The organism is Bacillus sp. FSL P4-0334, from assembly GCF_038004825.1.
GTDB lineage: Bacteria > Bacillota > Bacilli > Bacillales > Bacillaceae > Bacillus > Bacillus velezensis.
In genome coordinates, this window is record NZ_JBBORX010000001.1 from 321,521 (window position 1) to 334,143 (window position 12,623).

General features: G+C 45.9%; 10 protein-coding genes and 1 other annotated feature. Of the genes, 4 read left to right on the forward strand and 6 right to left on the reverse strand.

What is annotated here, in order from left to right; genetic code table 11:
* Window positions 1–208: 208 nt before the first annotated feature.
* From gap to NSQ37_RS01670, 3 genes are all read right to left on the reverse strand, one after another.
* On the reverse strand, window positions 209–1,216 hold the full coding sequence (gene gap / locus NSQ37_RS01660; protein ID WP_003151611.1) for a type I glyceraldehyde-3-phosphate dehydrogenase: 1,008 nt from the start codon (window positions 1,214–1,216) through the stop codon (window positions 209–211).
* Between the two features lie 33 nt (window positions 1,217–1,249).
* Complete coding sequence (gene cggR, locus NSQ37_RS01665) at window positions 1,250–2,284, reverse strand: gapA transcriptional regulator CggR (RefSeq protein ID WP_003151607.1); 1,035 nt, start codon at window positions 2,282–2,284, stop codon at window positions 1,250–1,252.
* Between the two features lie 264 nt (window positions 2,285–2,548).
* Window positions 2,549–3,943, reverse strand: a complete 1,395-nt coding sequence (locus NSQ37_RS01670) for a sugar porter family MFS transporter (RefSeq protein WP_003151605.1) — start codon at window positions 3,941–3,943, stop codon at window positions 2,549–2,551.
* A 256-nt stretch (window positions 3,944–4,199) separates the two neighbouring features.
* On the opposite strand from NSQ37_RS01670, the gene NSQ37_RS01675 reads away from it, so the two are divergent.
* Window positions 4,200–5,288 carry a GntR family transcriptional regulator gene (locus NSQ37_RS01675; RefSeq protein WP_007409953.1) on the forward strand — a complete coding sequence of 363 codons (1,089 nt, stop codon included), beginning with the start codon at window positions 4,200–4,202 and terminating at the stop codon, window positions 5,286–5,288.
* Between the two features lie 35 nt (window positions 5,289–5,323).
* On the opposite strand, the gene NSQ37_RS01680 is transcribed toward NSQ37_RS01675, so the two are convergent.
* Complete coding sequence (locus NSQ37_RS01680) at window positions 5,324–6,331, reverse strand: LLM class flavin-dependent oxidoreductase (RefSeq protein ID WP_007613877.1); 1,008 nt, start codon at window positions 6,329–6,331, stop codon at window positions 5,324–5,326.
* Window positions 6,332–6,606: 275 nt separating this feature from the next.
* Here NSQ37_RS01680 and NSQ37_RS01685 point away from each other — a divergent pair, with 275 nt between their 5' ends.
* Complete coding sequence (locus NSQ37_RS01685) at window positions 6,607–7,014, forward strand: hypothetical protein (protein ID WP_003151600.1); 408 nt, start codon at window positions 6,607–6,609, stop codon at window positions 7,012–7,014.
* A gap of 33 nt (window positions 7,015–7,047) precedes the next feature.
* On the opposite strand, the gene NSQ37_RS01690 is transcribed toward NSQ37_RS01685, so the two are convergent.
* Window positions 7,048–7,926 carry a LysR family transcriptional regulator gene (locus NSQ37_RS01690; protein ID WP_007613879.1) on the reverse strand — a complete coding sequence of 293 codons (879 nt, stop codon included), beginning with the start codon at window positions 7,924–7,926 and terminating at the stop codon, window positions 7,048–7,050.
* Window positions 7,927–8,023: 97 nt separating this feature from the next.
* Here NSQ37_RS01690 and NSQ37_RS01695 point away from each other — a divergent pair, with 97 nt between their 5' ends.
* Window positions 8,024–8,941, forward strand: a complete 918-nt coding sequence (locus NSQ37_RS01695; protein WP_032876372.1) for a DMT family transporter — start codon at window positions 8,024–8,026, stop codon at window positions 8,939–8,941.
* A gap of 34 nt (window positions 8,942–8,975) precedes the next feature.
* Here the strand turns inward: NSQ37_RS01695 and NSQ37_RS01700 are convergent, their stop codons facing one another.
* Entirely contained in the window at window positions 8,976–10,316 is a 1,341-nt protein-coding gene (locus tag NSQ37_RS01700; RefSeq protein WP_007407366.1) for an amino acid permease, read from the reverse strand.
* Between the two features lie 62 nt (window positions 10,317–10,378).
* Window positions 10,379–10,618: a binding site (T-box leader), on the reverse strand.
* A 679-nt stretch (window positions 10,619–11,297) separates the two neighbouring features.
* On the opposite strand from NSQ37_RS01700, the gene NSQ37_RS01705 reads away from it, so the two are divergent.
* A complete protein-coding gene (locus NSQ37_RS01705) occupies window positions 11,298–12,605 on the forward strand; it encodes an N-acetylglucosamine-6-phosphate deacetylase (RefSeq protein WP_038459911.1) in 1,308 nt (435 codons plus the stop codon).
* The last annotated feature ends 18 nt before the right edge of the window (window positions 12,606–12,623 follow it).

Sequence of the window (12,623 nt, forward strand, 5' to 3'; positions counted from 1 at the left end):
GATCGTCTTCTGAGCCAGGGCAGGCGGCTCAGAAAACGAAAGTGCCGCGGAAACTTCAAAACGCGGACGTTCTGCAGCAATCCGGCGCTTTCTGAAAGCCGGTTCTCATGGAAAAAGGGAAAGGGAGTCCGTCCCCTTCCCTTGTCCGCTTTCATTATAGCGTTTCTGTCCGAAAGAACCAAGTCCGGCCCTTTCCGGGAGCTATGAATTAAAGACCTTGTTTTGCGATGTAAGCTGCAAGGTCAACAACGCGGTTAGAGTAGCCGCTTTCGTTATCGTACCAAGAGATTACTTTTACCATGCTGCCTTCCATAACCATTGTAGAAAGAGCATCGATTGTAGAAGAGTTAGCATTGCCGTTGTAGTCTCCGGATACTAATGGCTCTTCGCTGTAGCCAAGGATTCCTTTAAGATCGCCTTCAGCCGCTTCTTTAAGAGCTGCGTTTACATCTTCAGCCGTTACGTCTTTGTTCAGTTCAGCAACTAGGTCAACAAGAGAAACGTTTGGAGTCGGCACACGCATAGCTCCGCCGTTCAGTTTGCCTTTCAGTTCAGGAAGAACAAGGGAAACTGCTTTAGCAGCACCAGTTGATGTAGGAATGATGTTTTCAGCTGCTGCACGCGCACGACGGTAGTCTTTGTGCGGAAGATCAAGAATTTGCTGATCGTTTGTGTAAGAGTGAACAGTTGTCATCATACCGCGTTTGATGCCGAATTTGTCGTTAAGTACTTTTGCAAACGGCGCAAGGCAGTTTGTTGTGCAAGATGCGTTAGAGATAACATGGTGGTTAGCCGCATCGTATTTGTCTTCGTTAACACCCATAACGATTGTGATATCTTCTTCGTTAGCAGGTGCAGAGATGATAACTTTTTTCGCGCCTGCTTCTAAATGTTTCGCAGCGTCTGCGCGTTTTGTGAAGAAACCAGTAGATTCAACTACGATTTCAACGCCTTGTTTGCCCCAGCTGAGTTTCGCAGGATCGCGCTCAGCAGAAACTTCGATTGTTTTGCCGTTAACAACAAGGTTGCTGCCGTCAACTTTAACTTCTGCATCTAATTTTCCGTGTACGGAATCATATTGTAAAAGATGAGCAAGCATGTTAGCGTCTGTTAAATCGTTAACCGCTACTACCTCAACTTCAGGATTGTTTAATGCTGCGCGGAATACGTTACGTCCAATACGACCAAAACCGTTAATACCGACTTTTACTGCCATGATTATTTCCTCCTTTAAATAAGTGAGAGATATTTATATTGAGGGACTGTTATCCCTTAATAACTTCTTTGCGGCTCCTTCGTCCGTGACGAGAACCGTGTTTCGCTGCTTTTTAAAATAAGCTTCGATTGCTTCTGCTTTTGATGATCCGCCCGCTACCGCGATAATGTCGGGAATGGCATCGAGGTCATCAAGCTGCATTCCGACTGAATGCACCTTGTGAACGACTTCTCCGTCCGCATTAAAGTAGTAGCCGAATGCCTCTGTCACCGCATGATTGTCATCTATTTTCTTCAAATCTTCCAAAGGCGTGTTTCTTCGCTCCGCCATTGTTCTAGCTTCGCCGATTCCGTGAACGAGCATACTCGCTGATTTAATCGTGTGAAGCACCTCTTTTACGGAAGGTTCTTCAATAATAGATGAGTAGGCGCCTTGTGACAGCTGTCCGGGAACGAACAAAAGCCGATAAGTGCCTGAAGCCTTTTCCGCCATATGCGCGCATATGGTGTTCGCCTGGTTTTTCACATCTTCGCCTAAACCGCCTCTTGCGGGCACAAACAGGAGCTCGCGGTTTTTTGAATCCGGCGTCATCATATCGGCGACGGCTTCAATTGTCGTACCGCCGGTTACAGCGACGATATTTTTGCCTGAAAATCTCTTTTTCATACATGCAACGGCCGCTCTCCCTAATTCTTTTTTGACCCAAGGAGATTGATCGCTGTCACCGGAAACGATAATGGCGTCTTTCAGATTAAGCCGCTCTTTTAATGTCTTTTCCAAAAGCGTCAACCCTAAAACATCCTTCATCGTATCTTCCAGAATCGAAAGCAGTGAATAGCCCTCTTCCGTCATTGTCATGCCGTTTGTTTTAATATCGATGAGATTCTGTTCTTTCAAAAACTGAACCTCGCTTCTGAGAACGCGCTCGGTCAATCCGAGGCTGGCTGCAAGACTTCTGCGGCCGATCGGTTCGGTAAGCCTGATATACTGCAAGATTTCAAATCTTTTCTGCATCACAAGCAAAAGATCAGGCAATAATTTTTTTTGAGCTTGTATTAACTGGTTCATGACTCAAACGTTCCTTCCTATTCATACTGGACAGAAAATGTCCCGCTATGACAAAAAACGTCCCATCATAGCCAAAAAAAATTATGTCTGCTTTCTTTAATTATTTTAACAGGATGACTTTGTTAATTCAACTGTTAAAGGTCAATTCCTCGACATTCTTCGCAGGATTTACCAGTATCTCCTTTATACAGTCATTATATACAGAAACGGAATGAAGGTGACAGACAAAAGCCCGCCGGAGCGGACTTTTGTCGTAAAACGCTTTCATTTTATCCAGAGTTTTTCTATTTCTTCTAATGATTTATTTTTCGTCTCAGGGCAGATCGTCACGACAAACAAGAAACAGAGAATATTAATGACGGCGAATATCCAGAAGGTGTACGCGAGCCCTAACCCGCTGATCATCATCGGCACGAACTGGCCGATCGCCCAGTTGGCCCCCCATAAGAATATCGTCGCAATACCGGCGGCGCGTGCGCGGAGGTGATTCGGAAAGATCTCCGAAATCATGATCCACGTAATCGGCCCGACTGATACGCAGAAAGCGGCGACGAATCCCAATATGATGACGACTAAAGCCGGACCGCTCGCCAGCTGAAAATAAAAGGATGCCCCGATTAAGATCATGAACAGCGCCATAAAGGCAGATCCGACCCCCATCAGCTTTTTCCGGCCCACCTTATCGACTAAAAGAACCGCGATAATGGTGAAAATCACTTCAACGACACCGACGATGCATGTCGTGATAAACCCCGCATTCTGTCCGAAGCCCATCATTTTGAAAATTTCCGGCCCGTAATACGTAATTGCGTTCATGCCGATGACCTGATTGAATAAAGCCAGCAGAATCCCGATCACAAGCGCTTTTCTCAGCCCCGGTTTAAACAGCTGAGACAATGACCCCATTTTTTCTAATTGTAAAGACGTTTCGATTTGTTTGATTTCTTCTTTCGCGGTCTGCTCGCCGTTAATGCGCGTCAGCACGGCGAGGGCTTCATTCCGGCGCCCCGCTTTCGCAAGCCAGCGCGGACTTTCCGGCACGATAAGCAGTACGATAAAAAAGATGACGGACGGAATCATGCCGTAAGCGAGCATCCACCGCCAGCCGGTGTGCACCCCCCATTCATACGAGCCGGACTGCTGGACGGCAAGGTTAATAAAATAAGTGCCGGATATCCCTAATATCGTAAACAGCTGATACAGTGAAGACAGACTGCCGCGTATGGCCGGCGGAGCCGCTTCGGTAATATACGTGACAGAAAGCGAGGAGCCCATGCCGATTCCCAGACCGCCGATGACTCTGGCGATCACTAAGGAAGACACACTTTGAGAAAGCGCAGAGACAACCGCTGACACCGCAAACAACAGCGCCGCTGCCATCAAAATCTTTCTCCGTCCGAAACGGTCACTCAAAAATCCGGAAATCCCGACGCCGAAAACACCGCCGATCATAATGCTTGAAATCACGAGCCCTTCCATAAAAGGACTTAAGCGGTACAAATCTTTCAGGAAACCGATAGCGCCGGAAATCACCGCCGTGTCATAACCGTACAAAAGCCCTCCCAGTCCGGCCGCGCATGAGATGAGAATGACAAACCACTTGGAATGCTGCCGAGTGACAGGTACATTTGAGCCAATTGGTGCCGGGTGATTCTTCATGAATTTTACCCTCCCGCGAATAATAGAATAAAAACGCTTACAAATCTGAGTGCGGCGCTTGATGTTGCTTTGTTTTCTTCAGAACCGCCACATTTGTACGTACTTATAAAGAATTTTATCTAAAAATAAGGGAAATTAGTACGTACAAATAAAGAATAAGCAGTTTTTCATAATCTGTCAATTATTTTTACAGCTTGATGAAAGGGCTTACTATGTTATACTGGAATTTGTCCGTATACATTTTGGAGGAATTGATATGCTACCGAAATATGCTCAAGTAAAAGAAGAAATTTGTTCATGGCTGAATCAGGGAAAAATACAGCCGGACGAAAAGCTGCCTACGGAAAATGAGCTGATGCAGCAGTTCGGCGTCAGCCGCCATACCATCAGAAAGGCGATCGGAGATTTGGTCTCGCAGGGGCTGCTGTACAGCGTTCAGGGCGGAGGCACCTTTGTCGCTTCACGCACGGCGAAATCAGCCATGCATTCAAACAAAACGATCGGCGTCATTACAACGTACATATCAGACTATATTTTCCCGAGCATCATCAGGGGAATCGAATCTTATTTAAGCGAACAGGGCTATTCCATGCTGCTGACGAGCACCAACAACAATACAGAAAGTGAGCGGCGCGGTCTTGAAAACCTGCTGTCCAAAAATATAGACGGGCTGATTGTCGAGCCTACGAAAAGCGCGCTGCAGACGCCCAACATCGGCTACTATCTCAATCTGGAGAAAAACGGCATTCCGTTTGCCATGATTAACGCCTCTTATGCGGAGCTGGCCGCACCAAGCTTTTCCGTCAATGATGTCAAAGGCGGCATGATGGCTTGCGAATACGTCATGTCCCTCGGCCACACGCACATTATGGGAATCTTTAAAGCGGATGACACGCAGGGCGTCAAACGGATGAACGGCTATCTGCAGGCGCATCGGGAGCGCGGGATTTTCCCGTCTCCGGACATGATCGTCACTTACACGACTGAAGAAAAAGAAACCGTGCTTCTCCAAAAAATTAAGCATACCCTTGAGCAAAACAGCGGATCACACCCGACGGCCATTCTTTGCTACAATGACGAAATTGCGCTGAAGACGATTAATCTTCTCAGGGAATTCGGGTTAAAGGTACCTGATGACGTATCGGTCATGGGCTATGACGATTCACATTTCGCCCAGATTTCCGAGGTGAAGCTCACCTCTGTCAAGCATCCGAAATCCATTATGGGGAAAGCGGCGGCAAAATACGTCATCGACTGCTTAGAACATAAAAAACCGAAGAAGGACGACGTCGTGTATGAACCGGAACTCGTCATCCGGAATTCAGTCAAGCGGATCGGCGAATAAAAAAAGCAATGTGCGCGGCACATTGCTTTTTTTGCTCAGCTGTTTTTTAATTCGGCAATGATTTCAAATGATCTCATTCTGTCGGCATGCTCAAAGCTTTCTGAATTCACCATGATTTCATCCGCCTGTGTTGTCCGGATGAAGCTTTCCAGCTTTTCCTTCACACGCTCCGGTCCGCCGACGATCGTTGAACTGAGCTGTTCATTGACCATCGCTTTTTCATACGGCGACCAGATTTGATCCATGTCTTCAACAGGAGGCTTCAGCTGGTTCGGCGTGCCGCGGACGAGGTCTAAAAATCTTTGATAATGCGATGTTGCCAGATGCTCCGCCTTTTCATCCGTATCGGCGGCAATGACGGTGACGCCGACCATCGCGTACGGTTGATCCAGTACGTCTGACGGACGGAAGGAGCTGCGGTACAGCTCGAGGGCGGGCACGGTGTTTTTCGGTGAAAAGTGAGCCGCAAAGGCGAACGGAAGCCCGAGCTCTCCCGCAAGACGCGCGCTGAATCCGCTTGAGCCCAGAAGCCAGATCGGCACGTCCAGCCCTTCGCCCGGAATGGCGCGGACTTGATTGCGCACATTGCCGGACGGTTTGAAGTAATTTCTCAATTCTTCAAGCTGCTCCGGAAAATCTTCCCCGCTGTTTATGTTTCTTCGTAAGGCTCTGGCCGTTAATTGGTCGGTCCCCGGCGCGCGTCCGAGCCCCAGGTCAATCCGCCCCGGATATAACGTTTCAAGGGTTCCGAATTGCTCCGCGATCACAAGTGAAGAATGATTCGGCAGCATAATACCCCCAGAACCGACGCGGATTTTTTTCGTGCCGCCGGCGATGTGGCCGATCAGCACCGCCGTTGCCGAGCTGGCAACTCCTTCTATATTATGATGCTCCGCAAGCCAATAGCGGTTATAGCCCCACTCCTCGGCGCGGCGCGCTAAATCCATGCTGTTGCGGAACGATTCAGCAACCGTTCCCCCCTGTACGACCGGCGATAAATTCAATACGGAAAACGCAGTATCTTTCAATGTATGTTCAGCCATCGTTTTCTCCTTTATGGTTTAGTGTAAGCAGATCTTAAACAAGGTCTCTACCACACACCTTACCACAGCTTTTCCCGTGAGTTAAACAATTTGATTCGATGATATTCGAACAATCAGTCAGCGGTCGTCACTAGTGAACTCTGTATGAATGAATCTATTACATTCAGATATGATGAGCTTTTCATCCTATAAAAGTGAAAATCTATCGTTGAAAGAACAAACCCAATAATGTTAAGATATGTATGATATTGAATAGGAAGGAAGTCATTGTCTATATGCGTAAAAAAATCTTAATGGCACTCACAACAGCTTTACTGGCAGCAATCTTCTTTACAGGAAACACCGATAAGGCATATGCCGCAGACTTTTACTCCGGCACTCAGCAGCATTTAAATGTAAGCGGATTTACCGATGCCTCCTACTACACGAAAAAAGCGAAAAGTGTCGATTTTACTCTCAGTACAGCGTATCCGTCAGATCGAACTTTTAAAGGAAACCTATACTTACAGCGAAAGTCCGGAAAGAAATGGACGACTTGTAAAAAAACAACCTTTTCTTTCTCAGTAAGGGTGACTAAGTCATTCTCTTTAAAAGGATGCAAGACAGGTTATTATCGTGTCAAAGCCACGTTCAGCGGTTCAAAACTTGTCAATACGACAAACTCTTTTAAAATTAACCGATAAGATTCAGGGCCCTATGATTATTAGGGTCTTTTTTTATTCGTTCTTTGTGAGTTCCTGCGCGATTTGAATAAAAAGTTTTGCCGCCAATGAAGCCTCCTTTATAGAAGGAACGGCAAGCAGAACATCTCGGTACACCGCCTGATTGAGTTCTCTTGTCACGACATTTTCCGGCAGCGATATTCCCGACATAGACATTTGTGATAATATCGCAATTCCCAGCCCCTCTTTGATCATGCTGATGGACGTATTGACGTTGTAAACAGTGAATGCGGCAGTCAGCACAGATCCTGCCTCCTTAAACATATCAATAAACGGTGATTCGTATCCTCCGTCACAGATGATCATCGGCTGGCGGTCAAGATCTTTCAGAGTGATTGACTCACAGCTGCAAAGCGGATGATCATTTCTAAGCACGACGGCCATTTTATCTTTTTTCAGCGGCAGATATTCCATGTCTTCCGTAGGAAAAAGAGTGATACCCACATCTATTACCCGGGAGCGGAGCCATTCCTTTACTTCGTTAACCGTTCCTTCATGAAGCACCAACTCAAGCTTCGGATACCGTTTTTTAAACACGCTGATCAGCTTTGGAATGAAATAAGCGGAAGCGGCCGGAAATGTGCCGATGTGAATCGTTCCCTGTTCAAGCCCTCTTTCCGCGGCCGCCAGCTGCTCGGCTTTTTCTATCCCTTTGAGCACCTCTCTGATATGGACGAGAATTTTTCCGCCCGTGTCCGTGAGCCTTACGCCGTTGCGGCGCTCGCGGACGATCAGCTTGATGCCGAGCTCTGACTCAAGCGCAGAGATGGCATGGCTGACGGCGGGCTGCGTCATATTCAGCGCCTGCCCCGCTTTTGTAAAGCTTCCCGTTTCAGCGATTTGAACAAAAACCCGCAGTTGTGTAATCGTCATAACGTTTTACTTATGCTCCTTATAAAAAAGATTCATTTTATTTATCTTACTGATTACCGTATCATATGATGGAATTGTTCTACAAGGAGTGAACGACGTGAAACAGCTTTCGAAAATACAGACGGCTCTTATGCTGGCGTTTCTAGTCACGGTGTGGGGAATTAACTGGCCGCTGACAAAAGCCGCGCTTGCCTATTCGCCGCCTCTTCTGTTTGCCGGAATCCGCACGCTGATCGGCGGACTTCTATTATTAATGGTGGCGTTGCCCCGTTTTAAAAAGCTGCGTTTTAAAGAAACGTGGCCGATCTATCTTATTTCTGCCATTTTAAATATTACTTTATTTTACGGCCTGCAAACGGTCGGCTTGAATTACCTGCCTGCCGGCTTATTTTCAGCCATCGTGTTTTTCCAGCCGGTGTTAATGGGCGTTTTTTCTTGGCTGTGGCTCGGGGAATCGATGTATCCTTTAAAAATAGCCGGTCTTATTCTGGGCTTTGCCGGTGTCGCCGTCATCAGCGCAGCCGGTTTCGGAGGCCATATTTCCATCGCCGGCATTCTTTTGGCCTTAGGCTCTGCGGTCAGCTGGGCGCTCGGCACGGTATATGTGAAAAGAACGGGCGGACGCGCGGACTCTATCTGGATGGTCGCTCTGCAGCTTCTGATCGGCGGCGTGCTGCTTGTCAGCTCCGGCCATTTTTCAGAAAGCTTTTCAGCGATTCAATGGAAAGCTCCGTTCATTCTCAGCCTTCTGTTCATTTCAGTTTTTGTTATCGCGCTCGGCTGGCTCGCCTTTTTTACGCTTGTCGGTTCAGGGGAAGCAAGCAAGGTTGCCTCTTACACCTTCCTGATCCCGCTCATATCCATTACCGTCAGCTCGATATTCCTGCATGAGCCGCTGACCGTCAGCCTTTTAGCCGGACTGCTTCTGATCGTCACAAGCATTTGTTTTGTGAATATAACACCGAAGAAACTGAAAACACCTGCTCTGGCCGCAGAAAAAAAGGCCGTTCATTAAAAAAACTCTTGCCGCGGGGCAAGAGTTTTTTTATTTATTGTCGTCTCCCTTTCACGAGATACGCAGCCGTAATGAGGAGATAGATGGCCGCAGTGATGCATGTGATGACAATGGATGTCGTCGCAATTACGCCGATCAGGATGGCCAAAAGCGCAAGCACCGCAAACCATGTCGTGTACGGGAACCATTTGACGTAATAAGCCGGCTGTTCTGTTGAATGTTTTCTTGATTTCAAATGGGCGAATCCGATAATCAGCCAGATGAACAGCACGGTATAGCCGAGGGAACCCATCAAATAATTAAACGTCTGGCTTCCTGCGAATAAAGAAATCAGGACGCCTACATATAAAAATGACGTACAAGTCAGAATCGCATAAACGGGAACCTTTTTCTTCGACAGTTTTGAAAAGATTTTCGGCAACCGGCCGTCAGAAGCCTGTGTAAACAAGACGCGGGATGATCCGTACAGTCCCGAGTTCATAGACGAGATAATCGCAAGAAGAATGACGGCATTCATAATATGGTCGGCACCCGGAATCCCGATCATCTTAAATACTATGACAAACGGGCTTTCGGGAACACTGTTGACTTGATTCCAAGGAATCAGGCTGACGATGATGAAAAACGGCAGCAAGTAAAAAGCGACAATCCGCGTTAACGTGCTTCGGACAGCTTTCGGGATCACCTTTTCGGGGTTTTTTGTCTCCGCCAGCGTGACGCCGATGATTTCCGTTCCGCCGTATGAGTAGATCACGACGAGCATCGCCGTAATGACCCCCCCCGCTCCATGCGGGAAAAACCCTCCGTGATCCGTTAAATGAGACAGCCCCGGCGCCGTGTGATTGCCGAATGAGAAAAATAAAAGCAGAATCCCGCATAAAATAAAGATGACAATCACTGTAATTTTAATGAGCGCGAGCCAGTACTCCGTCTCGGCAAACAGTTTCACAGAAAGCATGTTTACGACCGTCACCACGATGGAAATGATCAAAGCCAATATCCATATCGGACATTCCGGCAGCCAATATTGAATGAAAATGGCGGCTACGACCGCCTCAGCGGCAATATTGAGCACCCACATTTTCCAATAGATCCAGTCTAAAAAGTATGCAGCGTACGACCCGAGAGACTGCTGAACCAAATCACGGAACGTCCTTGCATGTTTGTTTCTGACAGCCATTTCGGCCAGCCCCTGCATAATAAACAGCAGAATGATTCCGCCGAGGAGGTAGGCCAGCAGCACGGACGGCCCCGCTTCATCAATCGCCGTGCTGCTGCCTTTAAAGAGCCCGGCCCCGATTGCGCCTCCAAGCGCCATCATCATAATGTGTCTGGACGACATCGTCCGTTTTAACGTTTGCTTGTCCTTTTCCATCTATCACACGCCCTCTCGCAAAAAGTGTTCATCACATAAAAAAGCACGCCGCCTCTTTTTAGAAAAGAGACGGCGTGCCTCAGGCAGCCGCGGTACCACTCTTGTTGATCCCGAATATCCGGAATCCAGCTTAAAAACCTTTTAACGAAGGTCAGCCGTTAGGACATAGGGAATATTTCGATAATTCCGTTCCGCCCTGCCACTTCCGGGCGAGTTCAAAGAACAATCAGTCCGCGTTGCACCAACCCGCGGCTCTCTTTTTCTGATTGGATTCTTTTACTGCTCCCGTTCACAGTGTTTTATGTTAAATGAATCTCTTGAGTTTTTATTTTCTGAATATAGTAACATAATATACAGTCTTCTATTTTCAAAGTCAATACTAATTTTTTCCGCTGGTTTTCTTATCACCTATTTAAGACATTTTGACTGACCATGTTTATATTCATATGCGGGGTGAGCCGGCCCCTAATATAGCGTAATCAGCACTTTATGTATATTGTTCAAACAGAAATTCCGACGAAAGGTTTTCTACGATATATGGACTGAGCGGCAAAAAGTTAGCAGAAATATGAAAGGTTTTACTCTTATGCTGGTATCCCAGCTTAGTAACTGCATATCATTTCTAATCGTTCAACTCCAATGACTCCACAAGGTTCTATACCCGGAAGTCATATTCCATTTATTAAAGCTATTGACATGAAACCAATTCCACAAATTAAACTCGTGGAGAACACTAGTTGGAGTAACACGAAACAGTATAGAAGCATTTGTGGCGTTACAGCTAGTGTTTTTGAGTGTTTAAAGGAGATTTTCAGGATACAAATAACAATAACGAGAACATCAGGTGTAGAAAGTTGAATAAAAAACCTATATTTTTACAAAAATTGATAATAAAAGGTTGATATGGTACGGGTTTCATACTTTAAGATGATGATGTGTCTTCACTGAATACTAAATAAACATTTCCAGGAGGAGTTTCCTATGCAGTCTAGCACATCATTTAATAGCCCAGCTTACCTTGAAACAAATGGAGTAATGAAAATCGCTGATATAACCTATAGTAATAACGAATGGCTGAACTTCGACATTGGAGGAGAAGGAATTTTCAAGAAATCAGGTTCTTATTTAGTTCCATCTCTTCCAGTAGAATTTCATTGTCATGGAATCGGTCACTATGATTTTAGCAATTTAGATCAATTAGATATTGAAAAGATCAATACACTAGCTGAAATAGAAGGGATTTTCTGTGTACCCTCTATTTTTCTTCCTCATAATCAATTAGATCAATTTGCAGCCTTTATGAAAGAGTTCCATACACAAAAGAGAAAGGGACGTTACCGTAATATTTTAGGTATTTCACTAGAAGGACCATTATTGGCCAGCTTTGCAGGCACACCGGAAAAAGGGAATTGGGCACCCTTAAAAGAAGAATGGGAAAAGATCGCTTCTTGCGGAGAATACGGTCTTATTTATACTGTACTGTCCCCAGATGCTATGACTGAAAACTCCTATCTAAAGAAATATATCACCGAAGAACATCCGAGTTTAGAATGGATTGTAGATACACTTGTGGAGGCTGGAGTAAAACCGGCGCTGGGTCACTTCCAAAAAGCATACCCGGAGGAAACCTCTGAACTTATAATGAAAGTTATAGATACAGCGCAAAAACGCAGCAATTACACTGGATCAGATGCCGTTTTAACAGATCATTTGTTTAATGATATGCCGAACAATTTTAAACACACCTGGAGAACGCCCCAAGAAAGAGTACATAGATTAGAGGGGTTAAAAGATGCTCGGTTAGATAAATGGAACATAGATAATATAAACACACTTGTCGGAGAAGTTCCCGGTACTTTGATGAGAGCCGCGAAAGAAGGTTTATTAACCATTTGTATGAATTTTGATAGTGAACATGTAGACTTAGAAGTTGCACGGCGGGTTGTAGAACTTGTTGGCTCTAAGGGTATTATAGCAATGACAGATCGCATTGACACAGATTCCATGTGCGGCCAATCACTGGAGAAAATTGAAGGGAATAATCTGTGGTATCAAGGAAAAGGGTATGTAGCAGCAGGGTCTTACACAATTGATCGGCTTATGCATAATATTCGTGCTATAGGTTTTAATGAGAAAGTTGTATGGAATATGACATCATTTGTGCCATTAAAAGCTTGTCATTTCCTAAATGAACTTGAAAACCTATCCATGAAGCCCTTCAGTTTTATAGATGAAACGAAAAAAAGAGCTCATTTCAAAGCGCCTGCCCCAGAGCTAATTCTGCGCTAAGCAAAAAAGACCACCATA

Bases quoted from the DNA above. Each gene is read 5' to 3' on its own strand.
- gap (WP_003151611.1), bottom strand. From the start codon at position 1,216: ATGGCAGTAAAAGTCGGTATTAACGGTTTTGGTCGTATTGGACGTAAC.
- cggR (WP_003151607.1), bottom strand. From the start codon at position 2,284: ATGAACCAGTTAATACAAGCTCAAAAAAAATTATTGCCTGATCTTTTG.
- NSQ37_RS01670 (WP_003151605.1), bottom strand. From the start codon at position 3,943: ATGAAGAATCACCCGGCACCAATTGGCTCAAATGTACCTGTCACTCGG.
- NSQ37_RS01675 (WP_007409953.1), top strand. From the start codon at position 4,200: ATGCTACCGAAATATGCTCAAGTAAAAGAAGAAATTTGTTCATGGCTG.
- NSQ37_RS01680 (WP_007613877.1), bottom strand. From the start codon at position 6,331: ATGGCTGAACATACATTGAAAGATACTGCGTTTTCCGTATTGAATTTA.
- NSQ37_RS01685 (WP_003151600.1), top strand. From the start codon at position 6,607: ATGCGTAAAAAAATCTTAATGGCACTCACAACAGCTTTACTGGCAGCA.
- NSQ37_RS01690 (WP_007613879.1), bottom strand. From the start codon at position 7,926: ATGACGATTACACAACTGCGGGTTTTTGTTCAAATCGCTGAAACGGGA.
- NSQ37_RS01700 (WP_007407366.1), bottom strand. From the start codon at position 10,316: ATGGAAAAGGACAAGCAAACGTTAAAACGGACGATGTCGTCCAGACAC.
- NSQ37_RS01705 (WP_038459911.1), top strand. From the start codon at position 11,298: ATGCAGTCTAGCACATCATTTAATAGCCCAGCTTACCTTGAAACAAAT.